Here is a 20,374-nt window from a genome sequence, read left to right as displayed (position 1 = left end):
GGCCGGGGAACCGGCAGAGGCAGAGCAGGAGGCTCGTGTGACAACGACCGAAGACCCGCAGACGGCCCCGGCGGTCGACCCCGGACCGCTGATCCGGCTGACCATCGCCGACTGCGCCGCCAAGGCGCTGCACAGCGCCGTGACCCTCGGCGTGTTCGGCGCGCTGGCCGCGAGTCCCGCCGACGCGGCCGAACTGGCCCAGCGCACCGGCACCCACCACCGCCTGGTCCCGGACTTCCTGGACGCCCTGGTCGGGCTCGGTCTCCTGCAGCGCGCGGAGGGCCGCTACCGCAACTCCCCGCTGGCACAGGCGTACCTGGTGCCGGACTCCCCCTCCTACCTCGGTGGCTTCATCGAGCTCACCAACGAGACGCTGTACGGCACCTGGGGGCGGCTCACCGAGGCGCTGCGCTCCGGTGAGCCGCAGCACCTCGACCCGGACAAGGGCGGCTTCGTCGGGGACCGGCACGAGGACCCCGCCAAGATGAAGCGGTTCCTGGCCGGACTCGACGCCTACAGCGACCGGATGGGCGCCGAGATCGCCCGGCGTCCCGAGTGGGGCCGGCACTCCTCGTTCGTCGACCTCGGCGGCGCGCGCGGCAACCTCGCGGCCGTGCTGGTGCGGGCGCACCCGCACCTGCGGGCGACCTGTTTCGACCTGGAGCGGACCCGGCCGCTGTTCACCGAGCACATCGGTGGCCTCGGCCTGGCCGAACGGGTCACCTTCGCCGGCGGCGACTTCTTCACCGACCCGATCCCGCCGGCCGACGTCGTCGTCCTCGGCCACATCCTGCACGGCTTCGACACCGCCCGGCGGCGCGAGCTGCTCGGCCGGGTCTTCGAGGCGGTGCGGCCCGGCGGCACCGTCCTCGTCTACGACCGGATGATCGACGACGACCGCAGCGACCCGGAGCGGCTGCTCAGCAGCCTGCACATGCGGCTGGTCAGCCCCGACGGCTCCGAGTACCGGGTCGCGGACTGCCAGGCCTGGCTGCGCGCGGCCGGCTTCACCGACGGCGACGCCCGGCCCCTGCTCGGCACCCACACCCTGGTCACCGCCCACAAGGAGGCAGCATGAAGCCGCACCGGACCCCCGTGCTCATCGTCGGAGGCGGGCTGACCGGACTGTCCGCGGCCGTCTTCCTCGCCCACCACGGCGTCCGGGCCACCCTGGTGGAACGCCACCCCGGCACCTCCACCCACCCCAAGGCCCGCGCGATCAACCCGCGGACGATGGAGCTGTACCGCGCGGTCGGCATGGAGGAGCGGGTCCGGGCCGGGCGCTCCCCCATCACCGGCAACACCGATCTGGTGCACGTCGAGAGCCTGGCCGGCAAGGAACGCGTACGGATGCCCCACGCCTCCCCGGAGGACATCGGGCGGATCAGCCCCACCCAGTGGACGCTGATCGACCAGAACCAGCTGGAGCCGATCCTGCGGGAACGCGCCGTCGAGACCGGTGCGGACGTCCGCTTCTCCACCCGGGTCGACGCGCTCCAGGAGACCGGGGCGGGGGTGCTGGTGGACACCACCGACCTGTCCACCGGGGCGCGTGCGCGGATCCACGCCGACTACGTGATCGCGGCGGACGGCAGCCGCAGCCCGCTGCGCGCGATGCTGGGCATCGGGGCGCACGGCCGGGGCACCCTCACCAACCTCGTCAGCTTCTTCTTCGAGGCCGACCTGACCGAGGCGCTGCGCGGCCGCCGGATCATCGCGGCCTACGTCAACAACCCCGAGGTGCGCGGCACGATCATCCCCCTCGACAACGACCGCCGCTGGGTCATCAACGTCTCCTTCTTCCCCGAACAGGGCCAGCGGGCCGAGGACTTCACCGAGGAACGCTGCACCGCCCTGGTGCGGGCCGCGGTCGGGGTGCCCGACCTGCCGCTGAAGATCGAGTCGGTGGACATGCCCGCGTGGGACATCTCCGCGCGCGTGGCCGACAGCTTCGCGACCCGACGGGTGTTCGTCGCGGGCGACGCCGCCCATGTCATGCCGCCCACGGGGGCCTTCGGCGCCAGCACCGGCATCCAGGACGCGTACAACCTCGCCTGGAAGCTGGCCCTGGTGCTGTCCGGCAAGGCCGGTCCCGGGCTGCTGGAGAGCTACGACGCCGAGCGGCGGCCGGTGGCCGAGGAGACCGTCCGGCAGGCGATGCTGCGGTTCGCGGTGCGGGAGGGCAAGCAGTACCAGGAGGTCGCCGCCGAGCTGCTGGACGAGACGACCATGACGTTCGGGTACTGCTACCGGTCCGGGGCCTTCGCCGTGGAGGAGGGGGCACCCGACGCGCTCGTGGAGGACCCCGCGCATCCCGGCGCGCGCCCCGGGGCGCGCGCCCCGCACCTGCGGCTCGACGGTCCGCAGGGGCCGGTGTCGCTCATCGACCTGTACGGCGACGGGTTCACCCTGCTCGTGGACGAAGAGGCCGGGCCGTGGACCGGCGCGGTGGAGCGGGAGGCCGCGCGGCTCGGTGCCGGCCTGAAGGTCGTCCGCATCGGCCGTGGCACCCGGCTGTGGGACCAGGACGGGTCCTTCCGCCGCCGGTATGGTCTGCTGGCCGGCGGAGCGGTCCTGGTCCGTCCCGACGGGTTCGTCGGCTGGCGCACGACCGCGGGGCGCAGCGGCGCCGTCGACCGGGCGGCGGTCGCGGCGCTGCGGGTGATTCTCGACCGGGAGTAGACGCCGGGAGTAGACGCCGGCGGTGCCGAAGGGGGTGCCTGGGGGTCGTCGGGCGGCTGCGGCGTGGTCGTGGCTCGTCGCGCAGTTCCCCGCGCCCCCTGAAGCACGCTGCGCGTGCACACGACGGCCGCGGTGCTCCGGGAAGGAGCACCGCGGCCGCTTCATCGGGCCTGCCCCGCACGCCCCTCAGGGGCGCGGAGACCGGCCACCCACCAACCCACTACGCGCGCAGCGCGTCTCAAGGGGCGCGGGGAACTGCGCGACCAGCCCCCACCGCCCCGCAGCCGCCCGGCAACCCGCCCCACCCCCGAACGGCACGCTCACGCACGCCGCAACACCGCATCGAGCACCGACGCCAGCGACCCGCCAGGGTCTCCCACCGCCCCACCCGACCGCCACGCGATGAACCCGTCCGGCCGGAGCAGCACCGCACCGGTCCCCTGGACGCCGTACCGGGCGAGGAAGCGCTCGGCGACCTCGGCGGGCTCCTCCGCGCCCACCCGGTGGAAGGACAGACCGAGCGCGGCCGCCGGCTCCTGCCAGGCCGTGCCGTCCGGGCCGGCGAGGAGCCAGAAGTCGCCGTCGAGGAGGTCGTGGAGGGGGACCTCCTTGCCCTGGCGGACCAGCGGGAGATGGGGGGCGCGGGTGCCGGGGCGGCCGCTCGGGGCGGTCGGGTCCTCGACCACCCCGGTTCCGTCGCCGCCCGTGCCGTCACCACCCGTGCCGTCACCACCCGTGCCGTCACCACCCGTGCCGTCCCCGCCCGTGCCGTCCCCGCCCGCCTCGCCGACGACGGCGTCCGACCGGTACACGTGCCCGAAGAGCACCGTGGTCTCGGGACGGTGCCGGGCCGCCGCCGCCTCGTCGAGGCCGCTGCGCTGGAGGTAGCGGATGACGCCCTGGTCGACGGTGAACTCCGCGACCGGCGCCCGCTCCTGCTCGTAGGTGTCCAGCAGCCCGGGACCCGCCTCGTGCCGCAGGACCCGCGCGAGCTTCCAGGCCAGGTTGTGCGCGTCCTGGATCCCCATGTTGCCGCCGAACCCTCCGGTGGGCGGCATGACGTGGGCGCAGTCACCGGCGAGCAGCACCCGCCCGGAGCGGAAGCGGTCCGCCACCCAGGCGGCGATCTCCCAGCTCGTCGCGGACTCCACCGTCACCGGCAGATCGGGCACCCCCACGGCGGCCCGCACCAGCTCCACGCAGTCCTCGGTGCCGTAGGCGCGGTGGTCGGCCCCGGGCGGCAGGCTCGGCGCGAGGACCCAGCGGTCGGAGTCCGCGCCGCCGAGCTTGCCGAGCACGCCCTTGACGGCCGGGTTGCTGACGAAACAGAGGAAGAAGGTGCGCCCCGCCACGTACGGGTCGAGGTCGGCGTGGAAGACGATGTTCATCTGCCGGCCGAAGACACCCGGCCCGTGATGGCCGATGCCGAGCGAGGCGCGGATCGGCGCCCGCGAGCCGTCGGCCGCGACCAGGTACCGCGCCCGCACGGTCCGTTCGGAGCCGTCGCCCAGGTCGCGCAGGACGGCCGTGACGCCGTCCGCGTCCTGGGTGAACTCCGTCATCTCGGTGGCGAACCGGATGTCCGCGCCCAGTTCCGCGGCCCGCTCGCGCAGCACCGGTTCGAGACGGTCCTGCCCGATCAGGGTCCAGCCGGTGGTGCCCACGTCGTTCGGGTCGTGGCGGAACGGGCCGTCGAAGCGCCCCAGTTCGGCACCGGTGAGCGACTCGGCCTGGAGGATGTCGCCGTACTGGGCGTGCGGGTTCTCCCGCGCCCGTACCGCGTCCTCCAGGCCGAGCGCGCGCAGCAGCTCCATGGTCCGCGGACTCGCGGCCTGCGCCCGGGGGTGCGCCGAGATCTCCGCGTGCCGCTCCACCAGCAGCGGCCGGATGCCCTGCCGGGCGAGGAACAGGGCCTGGGCCAGGCCCACCATGCTGCCGCCCACGATGAGTACTTCGGTCGTCTCGTCCGCCATACCGGCTCCTCGGAGGGGTGGGATCGCCTTCGGTTTCGGCGAGGCGATGCAACACCCGGCGTCTCGAACCGGGCTCGCGGCGCGGGCGAACGCAGGGCTCGCGGAAGGGCCACGCTCCCAGGCGGATTCGAGTGCCGTCCGAGGTGCGGCTGCCAGGTTCGAGCCGACGACAGGCCCGGGATGGGCGCGCGACGGGCCCGGACCGGGCCCCGGGGACGCGCACGGCGCGAAGGAGGGCGGAAGCGGTGGTGGAGGCTTTGAGTGTGCTGGTGCTGACGGGCACCGGCCTGGTGGCGGGGGTGCTCTTCGCGGTCGCGGTGAGCGTGATGCCCGCGCTGATCGCGATGACACCGGAGCGGTACGTGTCCACGCACGTCCTGCTCGGCAGGCGCTACGACCGGATCATGCCGTTCATCGTCACCGGCTCCACCGCCGTGGACGTGGGACTCGCGATCCGGACCTCGGGCGGCCCCAGGGTGCTGTTCGCGGTCGCCGCCCTGTGCATGGCCGGGGTGGCGGTGGTGTCGCAGACCCGGAACGTGCCGATCAACCGGGTCGTCAAGCGGACCCGGCCCGAGGACCTGGGCCCCGGCTGGCGGGATCCCCGTCCGGCCTGGCGCGGCTGGCACCTGGTGCGCACCTGCCTCGCGATCGGGGGGTGCGCGCTGACGGCCGCCGCGGTGGTGGCGTCGTGAGCCCCGTCGTCGTACGCGATCTGCCCGCCGGCGAGGAGCGGGCCGCGGCCGATGCCCGGATGCGGGAGCTGCTGTCCGCGCCCGCGCCGGGTCCGCTGGCCGAGCGGCTCGTGCTGCTGCACTTCACGGGGCGGCGCAGCGGGCGGCCCTACACCGTGCCCGCCGGGGTGCACGCCCTGGGCGATCTGCTGGTCGTGGCGACGGGCAGCGGCTGGCGGCACAACTTCGCGGGCGGCTCGGCGGGCGAGCTGACCTGGCGCGGGCAGCGGCGGCCGGTGCGGTTCACGCTGGTCGACGACGTGGAGCGGACCGCGCACGGCTATCTGGAGCTGTACCGCCGCTACGGCGAGGCGGCCCCGCGCCGGCTCGGCATCGCGGTGCGCGGCGAAGGAGCGCCGGGGCTGGAGGCGTTCCGGGCGGCGGTGACCCGGCAGGGGCTGTCGCTGGTCGAGGTCGCCCACCTGCCGGCCGACGGCGGCGCCCCCACCGCGGACGCCACCTCACAGGCGCCCACCACAGCCGCCTCCGCCTCACACGCTCCCACCACACCCATCCCCGCCTCCCCCGTCCCCACCTCCCCCGTCCCCACCTCCCCCGTGCCCACTTCGGACGCAGTGAACGAGAGGACCTCACGATGAGCGGAATCGCCGGCTGGGTGGACTTCGAGCGCGACCTGACACCGGAGGCGCCCACCGTGCGGGCGATGGCGCAGGCGCTCGCGCACCGCGGCCCCGACGGCTTCGGCGAGTGGATCGAGGGGCACGCCGCGCTGGCCCACCGGCGGCTCGCCCTGCTCGACCCGGGGCACCCCGAACGCGTGGCGCAGCCGGCCGTGGTGGAGTCGGAGGCCGGGAGCTCGGTGGCCGTGCTGACCCTGGACGGGGCGCTCACCAACCACACCGGGCTGCGCCGGGAACTGGCCGCCAAGGGGCACCGGTTCACCGGCGGCGGCGACGCGGAGGTGGCGCTGCACGCCTACCTGGAGTGGGGCGCCGCGTTCCCGGAGCGGCTGGAGGGCCTGTTCGCCCTGGCCGTCTGGGACGTGCGGCGGCAGGAACTGCTGCTGGTGCGCGACCGGTTGGGCGTGAAGCCGCTGTGCTACTTCCTGACCCCGTCCGGGGTGGTCTTCGGCTCCGAGCCCAAGGCGCTGCTGGCCCACCCCGCGGTCCGGCCGGTCGTCGACGGCGACGGGCTGCGGGAGCTGTTCGCGCACAGCCGCAAGCCGGGCACCGGCGTCTTCCGGGGCACCCGCGAGGTGCTGCCCGGCCACACGATGACCGTGCGCGCCCCGGGTACGGGTCACCGGCGGTACTGGTCGCTGCCCGCCCGGCCGCACACCGACGGCCCGGACACCACCGTCGCCACCGTGCGCCGGCTGCTGTCGGAGGCGGTGGCCACGCATCTGCGCGCGGACGTGCCGGTCGGCGCGATGCTCTCCGGCGGGATCGACTCCAGCGCGCTGACCGCGCTCGCGGCCCGCGAGCGGCGGGCGGCCGGGGAGGTGCTGCGGTCCTTCTCGGTCAACTTCTCCGGCTACGCGGAGAACTTCGAGCCGCACCCGACCATGCGCGCCACCCCGGACGCGCCGTACGCGGCCCTGGCCGCCGAGCACATCGGCACCGAGCACACCGAGATCCTGCTGGACACCGCGGCGCTCGCCGATCCCGAGACGCACGCCGCCGCCCTGCGCAGCCAGGACGCGCCCTCCCCGCTCGGCGACATGGACGTCTCGCTGCTGTTGTTCTTCCGGGCCCTGCGCGCCGCCGGGATCACCGCCGTGCTCTCCGGGGAGACCGCCGACGAGGTGTTCAACGGCTACTTCTGGGCGTACGACCCGGACCACAGCAACTCCACGACCTTCCCGTGGGTCTCCTTCGAGCGCGGGCACGACGCGGCGGCGGGCGGTCTCGGCTGCTCGCTGGTGGACCGCACGCTCCGCAAGGAGCTGGACTTCATGGGGTACGCCGACCAGCACTACCGCGACGCGCTGACCGAGGTGCCGCACCTGGCCGGGGAGGGCCCCGCCGAGCGCCGGGCGCGTGAGGTCACGTATCTGGCGCTGACCCGCTGGGCCCCGACGCACCTGGACCGGGCCGACCGGATGAGCATGGCGCACGGGGTGCAGCTGCGCCCGCCGTTCTGCGACCGGGCGCTGGTGGAGTACGTGTACAACGTGCCGGCCGAGCTGAAGCGGGTGAACGGCCAGGAGAAGAGCCTGCTGCGGGCCGCCGTGGCCGACCTGCTGCCGGAGCGGGTGCTCAACCGGCCCAAGAGTGCCTATCCGACCGTCCAGGAGGCGGCCTACGGCGCGTTCGTGCGCCGGCGCTTCGCGGACGTGGCCGCGGATCCGGCGGCACCGGTCACCCCGCTGCTGGACGCCGAGGCGACCCGGGTGGCGCTGGACGCGGGGGCGGCGCCCAGCGGCGCCTTCGCCTGGGTGGAGCGGGCGAGCATGGAGATGGTGCTGCAGCTCAACACCTGGCTGGCGGAGTACCGGGTCCGGCTGACCCTGTGAGCCGTGCGGGACGCCACACCCCCGGAGAAAATGTGCATCTTGTCATCCATGTGCGTGGCGCAATATGATGCCGGGACACGGAGCGGAAAATGCGGCAATTGCCAGAGGTGGAGTTTCCAATTCCACCTCCGGAAGCCCGCAACGCCATTACTGGATTCAACTTCTTTTTACGCGGAACTGGTTCGGGTAAAGGGAAAGCAATCTCTCCCCACATCCACGCCGGGGATGTTTCGCTAAAAAATGAGCGACGCAGGAAGGTGAAACAACCGATGGCCGCCGCCACCCCACTCAGGCGGCGCACTCAGGGGGAATGCAGTGATAGAGATCGGTCTGCTGGGCTCCATGCGAGTACGCAGGAACGGAGAGGACGTCACACCGTCGGCTCCGAAACTGCGTCAGGTGCTTGCCCTGCTGGTGCTCAATGCCAACTCGCTGGTCAGCGTGGACCAGCTGTGCGAGGAGCTGTGGGAGGACCACCCGCCGCTCAGCGCGCTGACCACCTTGCAAACCTACATTTATCAACTGCGCCGCAGACTGCTGCTGGCCACCGGACAGCACGGCGCACCCTTCGGATCCCGTCCGCCGCACGGCTGCCCCGCACTCCTGACCAGGGTCGGCGGCTACGAACTGCGCCTGCACAAGCAGGCGGTGGACGCCTACCGCTTCGACCAGCTCAGCGAACAGGGCATGGCGCAGCTGCGCGGCGGCGACGGGGACGAGGCCGCCCGCACCCTGAAGAACGCCCTTTCCCTGTGGCAGGGCGGAGCACTGGTCGACATCAGCACCGGACGCCGGCTGTCGGCCTGGTCGACCCAGCTGGAGGAACGCCGCAAGAGCGTTCAGGAGCAACGTTTCTCCTTGGAGCTCGAACTCGGCCGCCACCACGCCATGCTGGACGAACTGTCCGAGGCCTTCCGCGCCCACCCCACCCACGAGGCGTTCGCCGGACAGCTGATGCGGGCCCTGCACCGCTGCGGACGGAGGCCGGACGCCCTCAACACCTTCCGCACCCTGCGCAGCCACCTCGTCGAGGAACTCGGCCTGGAACCCTCCGCGCAGCTCCAGCGGCTCCACCAGGAGGTGCTCGCCGACCGTGGCCACCTCAGGGGTCCGGCCGCCACGGCCAAGGCGGACACCGCGCCCGGCGGACGCCGGCTCGCGCCCGGTCCGGCCCAGCTCCCCGCCGACACCGGCGACTTCGTGGGACGGGAGCGTGAACTCGACCAGCTGGAGACCTTCCTCGGCAAGGACCGGGCCAGCACCGGCATGCGCGTCGTGGAGGTGCACGGTCCGCCCGGCGTCGGCAAGAGCGCCTTCGCCGTGCGCGCCGCGCACCGGCTGCGCCCGCGCTTCCCCGACGGCCAGCTCTTCATCGACCTGTCCGCCGTCGGCGAGGGCTCCCAGCAGCTCGCGGACGTGCTGTCGGCCTGTCTCACCGCCTGCGGCATCCAGCGCGAGAAACAGCCATCCGGGCTGGACGAGCTGAGCCGGCTCTTCCGCACCTGGACCGCGGACCGTCGGGTGCTGGTGGTGGTCGACGACGTGCTCACCGCCTCCCAGGTCCGGGCCGTCCTGCCGGGCGGCTCCGGCTGCGCGGTGATCGCCACCAACCGCTACCGGGCGCACAGCCTGTCCACCGGCCGCAAGATCGTGCTCCCGGCTCTGTCCCCCGAGGAGTCCCTCCAGCTCTACGACCGGGTCGCCGGGGAACGCTCCCGGCAGGAGGACCCCGCCGCCGTGCAGGAGCTGATGGGGCAGTGCGAGGGACTGCCCCTGGCGATCCGGGCGGTGGCCGGCCGGCTCACCGCGCGTCCCGGCTGGTCGGCGTCCCGGCTGGCGCTGAGGCTGCGCGGCAACCACCGGATGCTCCTCGAACTGCCCGCCGGGACGCAGTCGCTGATGACCACGGTGGCCGCCAGCCACCGGCATCTGCCGGCCCCCTCCCAGGAGTTGCTGCGCCTGCTGCTCCAGCGCGAGCGGCCCCGCTGGAGCCTGGACGAGGTGGTGGGACGGCTGCGCCCGGGCATCGGCGACGCCGAGACGCTCCTCGAATACCTCGTCGACGTCCACCTCGTCCAGGAGCACGTGACCGCGGACGCCGAGCTCCTGTACTCCGTGCCCCGGCTCACCCGGCAGGCCCTGATCCAGCTCCTGCGGGGCACGGCCGCGAGTGACGTACCGAACGGCCGGACAGCCGGCACGGGCGTCGTCGGCCGCACCGGCGCCCGCGTGACCCTGATGAAGAGAGCGGGCGTCCGCTAGGCCGTGTCCGCGCAGTCCCTCCTGCCCCCGGGCGGACCGAGGGACTGTGCGGACACGGCCTGAAGCCGGCGACGCCGGGCACCAGGAGCCACCCGACGGCCCGCCGCACCCCAGGTGCGGCGGGCCGTCGCGCTGCCCTGGCGCCACGCCGCCCGTACCCGTGCCGCCGTGCCCGTCGCCTTCCCGGCGGTCCTCCCCCGGCCGGACCCCGCGCCAGGCCCGTCAGCGGTTCTCCAGGCGCCTTCGAGGGTGCCTCGACCCCCGCCGACCAGGGTGAACACAGAACCGACAAGCCGGGAGGACATCGTGCACCGCACGCTGATCGTGGCGAGGATGGACCTCGCCGACGCCGAGGGCGTCGCGCAGGTCTTCGCCGATTCGGACCGCACCGAACTGCCGCATCTGGTGGGGGTGTCGCGGCGGACGCTGTTCGCGTTCCACAACCTGTACTTCCACCTGGTGGAGGCCGACCAGGACATCGCGCCGAACCTGTACAAGGCGCGCAGCCACCCGCTCTACGAGGAGATCAACACCCGGCTCGGAGAGTTCATCTCGCCCTACGACCCGGACTGGCGCGAGCCCAAGGACGCCATGGCCGTCCCCTTCTACTCCTGGACGCCCCAGCAGGGCCCGCGGACCGGCGCCCCGCGCTCGGCGAACCTGGGCGGTGCCCGATGAGCGCCCCCGCCACCACCCGGGTCTCGGCGGACGAGGTCGCCGCCAACACCAAGCGCGGCGGCGACATCCGCGTCACCCTCAGCCCCAGGACCGTGGGCTGCACCTCTGGCTTCGGCGGCGTGCTGCGACTGGCCCCCGGCCACCACGTCACCGAGCACTACCACCCGTACTCCGAGGAGTTCCTGCACGTGGTGCGGGGTCGTCTGGAGATGACGCTGGACGGCGGCACCCCGGTCGAACTTGCCCCCGGCGACTCGCTGCTGGTGCCCATCGGGGTGCGCCACCGCCTGGTCAACACCGGGTCCGTGCCGGCCGAGGCGGTCTTCCACCTCTCCCCGCTCGCGCCCCGCCCCGACCTGGGCCACGTCGACACCGAGGAGCCGCTCGACGCCTCCGCGGGCAACCCCGACGTGGGAGCGGCCCGATGACGGCGCCGCACCGGCGCGCGGTGATCACCGGGGTGGGCGCGGTCGCGCCCGGCGGTATCGGGCGGGACGCCTACTGGGACCTGCTCACCGCCGGCCGCACCGCCACCCGCCGCATCAGCCTGTTCGATCCGGAGGGCTTCCGCTCCCGGGTCGCCGCCGAGTGCGACTTCGACCCGCTCGCCGCCGGACTCACCCCGCAGGAGACCCGCCGGATGGACCGGGCCGGCCAGTTCGCGGTGGTCGCCGCCCGTGAGGCCGTCACGGACAGCGGCATCGAACTGCCCGGCGCCGACCCGGAGCGGGTCGCGGTGAGCATCGGCAGCGCCGTCGGCTGCACCATGGGCCTGGAGGAGGAGTACGCGGTCCTCTCCGACGGCGGCCGCGACTGGCTGGTCGACCACAGCTACGGCGTCCCCCACCTGTACGGCTACATGGTGCCCAGCACCCTCGCCGTCGAGGTGGCCCGGCAGGCCGGCGCCGAGGGGCCGGTCGCGTTGATCTCCACCGGCTGCACCTCGGGCCTGGACGCCATCGGACACGGTGTGCAGCTGATCGAGGAGGGCTCGGCCGACGTCGTGCTCGCCGGCGCCACCGACGCCCCGCTGTCGCCGATCACCTCCGCCTGCTTCGACGCCATCAAGGCCACCACCGCCCACAACGACGACCCCGCGCACGCCTCCCGGCCCTTCGACGGACGGCGCGACGGCTTCGTCCTGGGCGAGGGCTCCGCCGTCATGGTGATCGAGGAACGGGAGTCCGCCCGGCGCCGAGGCGCCACCGTGTACGCCGAGATCCTCGGCTTCGCCGGCCGCAGCAACGCCTTCCACATGACCGGCCTGAAGCCCGACGGCCGGGAGATGGCCGAGGCCATCCGGGTCGCCCTGGACCGGGCGCGGCTCGATCCCGGCGCCATCGACTACGTCAACGCGCACGGCTCGGGCACCAAGCAGAACGACCGGCACGAGACGGCCGCGTTCAAGCGCAGTCTGGGCCGGCGGGCCCACGAGGTGCCGGTCAGCTCCATCAAGTCGATGATCGGGCACTCGCTGGGCGCCATCGGCTCCCTGGAGATCGCCGCCTGCGCCCTGGCCCTGCGCCACCAGGTCGTGCCGCCGACGGCCAACCTGTCCACGCCCGACCCCGAATGCGACCTCGACTACGTGCCGGTGACGGCCCGTGAGCACCGCATGGACCGGGTGCTCAGCGTGGGCAGCGGCTTCGGTGGCTTCCAGACGGCGATGGTCCTGGGCCGGCCCGGACACGGGGAGGCGGCATGAGCGCCTCCGGCATACGCCCCGGCCGTCGCGGCCGGTCCGTGGTCACCGGGCTCGGCGTGGTCGCGCCCACCGGGATCGGCGCCGCCCGGCACTGGGAGTCGGTGCTCGCGGGCAAGAGCGGTCTCGGCCGGATCACCCGCTTCGACCCGACCGGCTACCCCGTGCGGGTGGCGGGCGAGGTGCCGGGGTTCCGCGCCGCCGGACAGGTGCCCGGGCGGCTGGTCCCGCAGACGGACCGCTTCACCCACTTCGCGCTGGCCGCGGCCGAGGACGCCCTCGCGGACGCCGCGGCCGACCCGGCGGCCCTGCCGGAGTACGAGATGGCGGTGGTGACCGCCAGTTCCTCGGGCGGCACCGAGTTCGGGCAGCACGAGATGGAGAACCTCTACCAGAAGGGCTCCTCCTGGGTCGGCGCCTACCAGTCCATCGCCTGGTTCTACGCGGCCACCACCGGCCAGGTCTCCATCCGGCACGGCATGCGCGGCCCCTGCGGGGTCATCTGCGGTGAGCAGGCCGGTGGTCTCGACGCCCTCGGCCAGTCCCGGCGGCTGCTGGACACCGGCTCCCGGCTCGTGCTCAGCGGCGGCACCGACGCCTCGCTGTGCCCGTACGGCCTGGTGGCGCAGATGTCCACCGGGCGGCTGTCCACCGAGGACGACCCCGCCCGGGCCTACCTGCCCTTCGACGCGGCCGCCTCCGGCTTCGTCCCCGGCGAGGGCGGCGCCATTCTCGTCGTGGAGGGGGCCGAGTCGGCACGCGCCCGCGGTGTCCCGGTCTACGGCGAACTCCTGGGCTACGCGGCCGGCTTCGATCCGACGGCGGACGGCACGACGGCGCGGCACTCCGTGCCGGTGTCCGTCGTGCGGCGGGCCCTGGCCGACGCGGCGCTCGCCCCCGGCGACATCGACGTGGTCTTCGCCGACGCCTCCGGCGTCCCCGCCGAGGATCTCGCCGAGGCCCGCGCCCTCACCGAGGTCTTCGGCCCCGGCGGCGTTCCGGTGACCGCGCCGAAGACCCTCACCGGGCGCCTGTACGCGGGCGGCGCGGCACTGGACGTGGCGACCGCGCTGCTCTCCCTGAGCGCCGGTGTCGTCCCGCACACCGCGGGTCTCGGGCGGACGGCCCCCGGCTGCGAGATCGACCTCGTCCTCGACCGGCCCCGCCAGACCGACCCGCGCACCGCCCTGGTCCTGGCCCGCGGCCACGGCGGCTTCACCTCCGCGCTGGTCCTCGGCGCGGGCGACCGCGGCGCCCCCGGCAAGTGACCGGCCCACCACCCACGACACACGAAAGGCGGCTTCCCATGGCGGAGTTCACCTTCGACGACATCCGGCGGATCCTGCGCGCGAGCGGCGGCGTCGACGAGCAGACCGACCTGGACGGCGAGCACTTCGCCGACACCGCGTTCACCGACCTCGGCTACGACTCCCTGGCCCTGCTGGAGCTCGTCAACCGCATCGAGCGCGAGTACGGCATCGAGATCCCCGACGGCGACCTGGCGCACACCCACACCCCGCGCGAGGCCCTGGCGTACGTCCAGGCCCGGCTCACGGAGGCCCACGTCTGATGGCAGGACACACCGACAACGCGATCGTCGTCGAGGCACCGATGGACCTGGTGTGGTCGATGACGAACGACGTGGCCGCCTGGCCGCGGCTGTTCAGCGAGTACGCCTCCGCCGAGATCCTGGGCCGGGACGGCGACACCGTCACCTTCCGCCTCGCCCTGCACCCGGACGAGAACGGCACGGTCTGGAGCTGGGTCTCCGAGCGCACCCCCGACCCGGCCACCCGGACCGTCGTGGCCCGCCGGGTCGAGACCGGCCCCTTCGCGTACATGGACATCCGCTGGGAGTACGAGGAGGTGCCCGGCGGCGTACGGATGCGCTGGATCCAGGACTTCGCGATGAAGCCCGGCGCCCCCGTCGACGACGCCGGCATGACCGCGAGGCTCAACCGCAACACCGCCGTCCAGATGCGGCTGATCAAGGCCAAGGTGGAGACCGCGGCCCGGGCCGGGGACCAGCTGCGGGGCAAGCGCGTCCTGGTGACCGGCGGCAGCCGTGGCATCGGGCGGGGCATCGTCCTGGCCGCCGCCCGGGCCGGCGCCGACGTCGTCACCTGCTACCGCACCCCCGGCGCGGCCGTCGCCCGCCTGGAGGAGGAGCTGGCCGGCACCCCGGGCAAGCACCAGGTGCTGCGGGCCGACGCCGCCGACGCCACGGACGTGGACCGGCTGGCCGCCGCGTGCGAGGCGAGCCTCGGCGGGCTGGACGCCGTCGTCAACAACGCCGCCGCCTTCCGTCCGCAGCCGTACGCCGACCTCGGCCCCGCCGAGTGGGCCGCCACCCTCCAGGGCAACCTCACCGCCACCCACCTGGTCACCCAGCGCACCCTGCCGCTGCTCTCCGCCGGCTCCTCCGTGGTCAACATCGGCTCCACGGTCGCCTTCATCGGCATGGCCGGCGGCGTCCACTACACCGCCGTCAAGGCCGCGCTGGTCGGCATGACCCGCTCCCTGGCCCGGGAGCTCGGGCCGCGCGGCATCCGCGTCAACACGGTCTCGCCCGGCCGGATCGCCACCGAGGCACTCGACGAACTGCCCGCCGAGGAGGCCGAGCGGCAGCGCGCCGCCTTCGCCTCCTTCACCGCGCTCGGCCGGCTCGGCACCGTCGAGGACATCGCGAGCACGGTGCTGTTCCTCGTCAGCGACCACGCCGGCTACGTCACCGGCCAGAACATCCACGTCGACGGCTGCGTCTGAGCCGCGGCCCAGCCATGGAGGGAATCCAAGTGGAACTCGCACTGCACGGCAGGAAACTGCTCGTCACCGGCGGCACCCGGGGCATCGGGCGGGGCGTCGTCCTCGCCGCCGCCCGGGCCGGCGCCGACGTCCTCACCTGCCACCGGCAGGAGAGCGAGGCCGTCGACAGCCTGACCGCCGCGCTGAAGGAGACGGCCGGCGACCACCATGTGATCCGCGCGGACCTCGCCGACACCGCCGAGGCCGACCGGCTCGTCGCCGAGGCCAAGGACCGCTTCGGGCGGCTCGACGGGATCGTCAACAACGCGGGCGTGATCAGCCACATCCCGTTCGCCGAGCTGCCCGCCGACGAGTGGTCGCGGATCCTCGACACCAACCTCACCGCCGCCTACCGGATCATCCAGCAGGCGCTGCCGCTGCTCGGCGCGGGCGCCTCGGTGGTCAACATCGGCTCGCGCGGAGCCGCCGCGGGCATCCCGCTGCGCGCCCACTACACCGCCGCCAAGGCCGCCATGATCGGACTGACCCGCTCCCTGGCCAAGGAACTCGGCCCGCGGGGCATCCGGGTGAACGTGGTCGCCCCCGGCGTCATCGAGACGGAGGCCTTCGCCACCATGCCCGCCGAGCGCGCCGAGGGGCTGCGGGCCACGTACTCCCGCAAGACCGCGCTGGGCCGTCTCGGCACCGTCGAGGAACTCGCCGGCCCGGTGCTGTTCCTGCTCTCCGACGCCGCCGCGTACATCACCGGCGAGACGATCGACGTCGACGGGGGGATCTGACATGCCCGAGTCCGCCGGGAACGTGTTCCGGGTCATGCTGCGCATGCAGATCAAGCCCGGCATGGAGCACGACTTCGAGAAGGTGTGGCTGGAGGTCGGCGACTCGGTCACCACCCACCCCGCCAACCTCGGCCAGTGGCTGTCCCGCAGCACCGAGGAGGACGGCGTCTACTACATCGTCAGCGACTGGACGAACGAGCCGCTGTTCCGCGAGTTCGAGACCAGCGACCGGCATCTGCAGCACCGTCAGAAGCTGCACCCGTACCGCAGCGGCGGCTCCATGACGACCATGCACGTGGTCGCCGCCCTGTCCGGCGCCGCGTCGTGACCGGCGGCGCCATCGAGGTCGTGCTCTACCACCTGAGCGACGACCCGGACCGGGTGCTGCCCGCGTACCACGAGGCCAGCCGCCGGATGACGGGCACCGCCGGCCTGCTCGGCAACAAACTGCTGCACGCGGTGGGCGATCCGCGCTCCTACGTCGTGGTCAGCCGCTGGTCGGACTGGGAGGCGTTCACCGCCTGGGAGACCGGCGCCGCCCACAAGGACCAGACCGCCCCGCTGCGGCCGCTGCGCGACACCGGCCGGGACCGGCCCTTCGAGATCTACCGGGAGCTCGCCAGCTACGCCGGCGAGCGCACCCCCGCCGACGCCACGGAAGGAGTCTGAGCATGGCGGACACACGGGCCCGGCAGACCGCCCCGCCCCTCGACCTGTTCACCCCCGCCTTCCACCAGAACCCGCACGAGGCACTGGCCGAACTGCGGCGCGCCGCACCCGCCGTGCCCGTGACGACGCCGAACGGCCTGCGCACCTGGCTGGTCACCGGATACGAGCACGCCCGTGCCCTGCTCGCCGACCCGCGTCTGAGCAAGGACATGCGGGTCGGCCGGGACCTCATCCCGCGCAACTTCACCGACCCGGACAAACAGCGGGAGTTCCTCGCGGAGTCGGGGGAACGCAGCCAGTTCCCGCACGTCCTGAGCGTGCACATGCTGGACAGCGACCCGCCGGACCACACCCGGCTGCGCCGGCTCGTCGCCCGGGCCTTCACCGCGCGCCGGGTCGAGTCCCTGCGTCCGCGCATCACCGGCCTCACCGACGAACTGCTGGACGCCATGGCCCGGCACGAGCGGCTGGACCTCATGGAGGCGCTGGCCTTCCCCGTGCCGTTCACGGTCATCTGCTGGCTGCTCGGCGTGCCCCCGGACGACCGGGCCGCCTTCCGCCGCTGGTCCAACCTGCTGGTCTCCGGCGCCGGCACCGAGGAGGTGCGGGAAGCCAGCGCGTCGATGATCGCGTACCTGAAGGCGCTGATCGAGTCCAAGCGGGCCGAACCGGCCGACGACATGCTCACCGACCTGGTGCACGCGCGGGACGACGGCGACACGCTGTCGTCCGACGAGCTGATCTCCATGGCGTTCCTGCTGCTGGTGGCCGGCCACGAGACCACGGTCAACCTCATCGGCAACGGCGCCCTGGCCCTGCTCACCCACCCGGCGGTGCGCCGGCAGCTCGCGGCGGACGCGTCGCTGTGGCCCGCGGCCGTGGAGGAGTTCCTCCGCCACGACGGCCCGGTCACCAACGCCACGTGGCGCTTCACCACCGAGCCCGTCCGGGTCGGCTCCGTGGTGATCCCCGAGGGGGAGTTCGTGACCATCTCGCTCGGCGCCGCCGGCCGGGACCCGGCCCGCTACCCCGACCCGGACCGCCTGGACATCACCCGCGCCCACACCGCCTCGGTCGCCTTCGGCCACGGCATCCACCACTGCCTGGGCGCCCCGCTCGCCCGGCTGGAGGGACAGATCGTCCTCGGCCGCCTCTTCGCCCGCTTCCCCGCGCTGCGGCTCGTGGGCACCGCGGACGAACTGCGCTGGCGCAGCAGCCTGATGATGCGCGGCCTCGAAGAACTCCCGGTGTTCACGGCGTGAGTGCCGACCCCGCCCCGCCCCTACTGGAGGAGACACCCGTGGAACGTCAGGACACCGCGACGGAACGCCCCGCCTGGGCCCCGCCGGAGGTCGACATCGACACCCCGAGCATCGCCCGGGTCTACGACCACTGGATCGGCGGCACCCACAACTTCCCCGTGGACCGGGAGCTCGCCCGCAAGGTCGCGGCCGGCAACCCGGATCTCCCCGCCACCCTCCGGGCCAACCGGGCCTTCCTGCGCCGTGCGGTACGCGAGCTGTCCGCCCTCGGCATACGGCAGTTCCTCGACATCGGCTCCGGCATCCCGGCCGAGGGCAACGTGCACGACGTGGCCCTCGCCGCCCACCCGGACAGCACGGTCGTCTACGTCGACATCGACCCGGTGGCGGTCGCGCACGGCCGGGCGCTGCTCGCCGACGAGCCCCGGGTGGCCGTCTTCCAGGGCGACCTGTACAAGTCCGAGGAGATCCTGGACGCCGAGGACACCCGCCGCCTGATCGACTTCGGCCGGCCGGTGGCGCTGATCCTCGCCGCCGTCCTGCACTTCGTCCCGGACGACGATGATCCGCTCGCCCTGGTGCGCCGGTACACCGAGCGGCTGGCACCCGGCAGCGCCCTGGTGATCTCGCACGCCGGCGCGGAGGAGGTGCCGAGGGCGGCACCGGAGGCGGCCGAGCAGTACCGGGGTGCGGTGAGCCAGGTGATCTGGCGCGACAACCGGGAACTCGCCGCGCTGTTCGAGGGCTGGGAGCTGGTGAGCCCCGGCGTGGTCCGCGCCCCGCTGTGGCGTCCCGAACCGGCCGAGACCCCCGACCCGGGGCTCGCCATGCTGGCCGGGGTGGCGCTCAAACCGGGCGGGTGACCTCCGGTGGACACGTCCCTCACCCCGCCGGGCGCCTCGCCGGCGGCCGCCCCCGCCACGGTGGTACGGGCGGGGAACGGCCGCCGGCCCGGCTTCGGCACCCTGCTCGCGGTCGACCTGTGGGAGCGGTTCAGCTTCTTCGGCATGGCCGCGATCCTGGTCCTGTACCTGACCGCCGCCGAGGAGCGCGGCGGCATGAGCATGGCGCCGCAGTCGGCCACCGCGGTCTTCGCGGCGTACATGTCGCTCTGCTTCCTGGCCGGTCTGCCGGGCGGCTGGCTCGCCGACCGGGTGCTGGGCGCGCGCCGGGCCGTGCTGCTCGGCGGGACGCTCATCACCTGCGGCCACGCGGTCCTCGCGGTCCCGGCGCCGGGCACCCTCTACGCCGGGCTGCTGCTGGTCGTCGCGGGGACCGGCCTGGTCAAGCCGGCCATGGCGGCCATGGTCGCCGGGGTCAGCGGGGACGGGGAGGGCCGCCGCGAGGCGGCCTTCGCGCTCTTCTACATGTGCATCCAGGTCAGCGCGCTCGTCGCCCCCGTCGTCACCGGGCTGGTGGCCGAACGCGTCGCCTGGCACCTCGGCTTCGCGGCGGCCGCCTTCGGCATGACGGCGGGCCTGCTCCAGTTCGCCCTCGGCCTGCGCCGCTACGGGGAGGTGGGCGCGCGTCCGACCCGCCCGGTGCCGGGCCCCGAGGCGGCCGCGCTGCTCCGGCGCGCCGCCGGGGCCACGGCGGCGGTGGGCGCGCTCCTGGTGGTGCCGGCGGCGTGCGGGCTGCTGCCGCTGACCGCGGTGCTCGCCGTCCTCGGCCTGACCACGGTCGCTCTCCCGTTCTGGTACCTGCGTTCGCTGCGCCGGAGCCACCCGCCGGAAGGCCGCCGGGCCCATCGGCTCACCGGCTTCACCGCGCTGATGGCCGCCTCCACCGCGTTCTGGATGATCTTCGCGCAGAGCGGCTCGGTGCTCAGCCTCTTCGCCGAGCGGCACACCGACCGCGACCTGCTCGGCTTCGAGGTCCCGGCCAGCTGGTTCCAGTCCGTGCACCCGCTGTTCGTGCTGCTGGTCGCCCCGCTCTTCGCCCGCCTGTGGCTGCGCGCCGGGCCGCGCGTGGACGTACCCGTCAAGTTCGCGGGGGCGCTGATCGCGGCCGGTCTCAGCTTCCTGCTGATGGCCGTCGCGGCCCGGCTCGCCGAACACGGCCCGGTCGGCCCGCACTGGCTGCTCCTGGTCTACCTGCTCTACTCCTGCGGGGAGATCGCCCTCGCTCCGGCCGGCCTGGCTCTGGCCGCCACGGTCGCCCCGCCGGGCAGCACCAGCCGCCTGCTCGCGGTGAACGGCATGTTCGGCGCCGTGGGCGTGGTGGTGGGAGGCCAGCTGTTCCGCCTGACGGCGGTCCTGTCGCCGACGGCCTACTTCCTGCTGCTCGGCTCCCTGGTCCTGACGACCGGCACGGCGGTCGCCTGCGGCACGCCACGCCTGCGGCGCCTGCTGACACCGTGAGGCACGGCCGGACCGGCCACGACGAGCGGGG

19 protein-coding genes and 1 pseudogene are annotated in these 20,374 nt (G+C 73.9%); 19 read left to right on the top strand and 1 reads right to left on the bottom strand.

Annotated elements, in window-relative coordinates:
• The first annotated feature begins 37 nt into the window (after window positions 1–37).
• Window positions 38–1,078, top strand: coding sequence for a methyltransferase (locus ACIGAQ_RS13170; RefSeq protein WP_399782134.1), 1,041 nt, complete (start codon window positions 38–40; stop codon window positions 1,076–1,078).
• Complete coding sequence (locus ACIGAQ_RS13165) at window positions 979–2,682, top strand: FAD-dependent oxidoreductase (RefSeq protein WP_399783160.1); 1,704 nt, start codon at window positions 979–981, stop codon at window positions 2,680–2,682. Before ACIGAQ_RS13170 ends, ACIGAQ_RS13165 begins: the two co-directional genes overlap by 100 nt.
• 320 nt (window positions 2,683–3,002) lie before the next feature.
• Here ACIGAQ_RS13165 and ACIGAQ_RS13160 read toward each other — a convergent pair whose 3' ends face one another.
• A complete protein-coding gene (locus ACIGAQ_RS13160; protein ID WP_399782131.1) occupies window positions 3,003–4,655 on the bottom strand; it encodes an FAD-dependent monooxygenase in 1,653 nt (550 codons plus the stop codon).
• Window positions 4,656–4,900: 245 nt separating this feature from the next.
• On the opposite strand from ACIGAQ_RS13160, the gene ACIGAQ_RS13155 reads away from it, so the two are divergent.
• The 17 genes and pseudogenes from ACIGAQ_RS13155 to ACIGAQ_RS13075 all read left to right on the top strand — a co-directional run bounded on the left by ACIGAQ_RS13155 (window position 4,901) and on the right by ACIGAQ_RS13075 (window position 20,343).
• Window positions 4,901–5,350 (top strand): DUF1772 domain-containing protein, encoded by a 450-nt coding sequence (locus tag ACIGAQ_RS13155; protein ID WP_399782128.1) that lies wholly within the window; start codon window positions 4,901–4,903, stop codon window positions 5,348–5,350.
• The gene (locus tag ACIGAQ_RS13150) at window positions 5,347–5,988 is read left to right on the top strand and encodes a hypothetical protein (protein WP_399782125.1); all 642 of its coding nucleotides are present in this window, start codon (window positions 5,347–5,349) and stop codon (window positions 5,986–5,988) included. Before ACIGAQ_RS13155 ends, ACIGAQ_RS13150 begins: the two co-directional genes overlap by 4 nt.
• A complete protein-coding gene (gene asnB / locus ACIGAQ_RS13145; protein WP_399782122.1) occupies window positions 5,985–7,865 on the top strand; it encodes an asparagine synthase (glutamine-hydrolyzing) in 1,881 nt (626 codons plus the stop codon). Before ACIGAQ_RS13150 ends, asnB begins: the two co-directional genes overlap by 4 nt.
• A 342-nt stretch (window positions 7,866–8,207) precedes the next feature.
• Window positions 8,208–10,127 carry a BTAD domain-containing putative transcriptional regulator gene (locus ACIGAQ_RS13140; RefSeq protein WP_399782119.1) on the top strand — a complete coding sequence of 640 codons (1,920 nt, stop codon included), beginning with the start codon at window positions 8,208–8,210 and terminating at the stop codon, window positions 10,125–10,127.
• Between the two features lie 306 nt (window positions 10,128–10,433).
• Window positions 10,434–10,805, top strand: coding sequence for a TcmI family type II polyketide cyclase (locus ACIGAQ_RS13135; RefSeq protein WP_311684866.1), 372 nt, complete (start codon window positions 10,434–10,436; stop codon window positions 10,803–10,805).
• Complete coding sequence (locus tag ACIGAQ_RS13130) at window positions 10,802–11,233, top strand: cupin domain-containing protein (RefSeq protein ID WP_362274135.1); 432 nt, start codon at window positions 10,802–10,804, stop codon at window positions 11,231–11,233. The genes ACIGAQ_RS13135 and ACIGAQ_RS13130 overlap by 4 nt, the downstream gene beginning before the upstream one ends.
• Window positions 11,230–12,510, top strand: coding sequence for a beta-ketoacyl-[acyl-carrier-protein] synthase family protein (locus ACIGAQ_RS13125; protein ID WP_311684870.1), 1,281 nt, complete (start codon window positions 11,230–11,232; stop codon window positions 12,508–12,510). Before ACIGAQ_RS13130 ends, ACIGAQ_RS13125 begins: the two co-directional genes overlap by 4 nt.
• Entirely contained in the window at window positions 12,507–13,775 is a 1,269-nt protein-coding gene (locus ACIGAQ_RS13120) for a ketosynthase chain-length factor (protein WP_311684872.1), read from the top strand. The genes ACIGAQ_RS13125 and ACIGAQ_RS13120 overlap by 4 nt, the downstream gene beginning before the upstream one ends.
• A 38-nt stretch (window positions 13,776–13,813) precedes the next feature.
• Window positions 13,814–14,077: an acyl carrier protein gene (locus tag ACIGAQ_RS13115; RefSeq protein WP_362274139.1), complete on the top strand. Its 264-nt coding sequence runs from the start codon at window positions 13,814–13,816 to the stop codon at window positions 14,075–14,077.
• Window positions 14,077–14,532, top strand: a pseudogene (locus ACIGAQ_RS13110) (SRPBCC family protein); the annotation flags it as partial. The gene ACIGAQ_RS13115 and the pseudogene ACIGAQ_RS13110, both read left to right, overlap by 1 nt.
• Window positions 14,506–15,273, top strand: coding sequence for an SDR family NAD(P)-dependent oxidoreductase (locus ACIGAQ_RS13105; RefSeq protein WP_399783157.1), 768 nt, complete (start codon window positions 14,506–14,508; stop codon window positions 15,271–15,273). The pseudogene ACIGAQ_RS13110 and the gene ACIGAQ_RS13105, both read left to right, overlap by 27 nt.
• A 29-nt stretch (window positions 15,274–15,302) precedes the next feature.
• Window positions 15,303–16,052, top strand: coding sequence for an SDR family NAD(P)-dependent oxidoreductase (locus ACIGAQ_RS13100; RefSeq protein WP_311684876.1), 750 nt, complete (start codon window positions 15,303–15,305; stop codon window positions 16,050–16,052).
• 1 nt (window position 16,053) lies between these two features.
• Window positions 16,054–16,380, top strand: coding sequence for an antibiotic biosynthesis monooxygenase family protein (locus ACIGAQ_RS13095; RefSeq protein ID WP_311684878.1), 327 nt, complete (start codon window positions 16,054–16,056; stop codon window positions 16,378–16,380).
• On the top strand, window positions 16,377–16,721 hold the full coding sequence (locus ACIGAQ_RS13090; protein ID WP_399782112.1) for an antibiotic biosynthesis monooxygenase family protein: 345 nt from the start codon (window positions 16,377–16,379) through the stop codon (window positions 16,719–16,721). Before ACIGAQ_RS13095 ends, ACIGAQ_RS13090 begins: the two co-directional genes overlap by 4 nt.
• A gap of 2 nt (window positions 16,722–16,723) precedes the next feature.
• The gene (locus ACIGAQ_RS13085; protein WP_362274142.1) at window positions 16,724–17,983 is read left to right on the top strand and encodes a cytochrome P450; all 1,260 of its coding nucleotides are present in this window, start codon (window positions 16,724–16,726) and stop codon (window positions 17,981–17,983) included.
• A 38-nt stretch (window positions 17,984–18,021) separates the two neighbouring features.
• Window positions 18,022–18,846, top strand: a complete 825-nt coding sequence (locus tag ACIGAQ_RS13080; protein WP_399782109.1) for an SAM-dependent methyltransferase — start codon at window positions 18,022–18,024, stop codon at window positions 18,844–18,846.
• Between the two features lie 6 nt (window positions 18,847–18,852).
• Entirely contained in the window at window positions 18,853–20,343 is a 1,491-nt protein-coding gene (locus tag ACIGAQ_RS13075) for a peptide MFS transporter (protein WP_399782106.1), read from the top strand.
• Window positions 20,344–20,374 lie beyond the last annotated feature (31 nt).

Source organism: Streptomyces sp. NPDC085932, assembly GCF_044540525.1.
In the GTDB taxonomy this organism is placed as follows: Bacteria; Actinomycetota; Actinomycetes; order Streptomycetales; family Streptomycetaceae; genus Streptomyces; species Streptomyces levis.
This window is presented reverse-complemented; position numbering and strand designations above follow the sequence as displayed.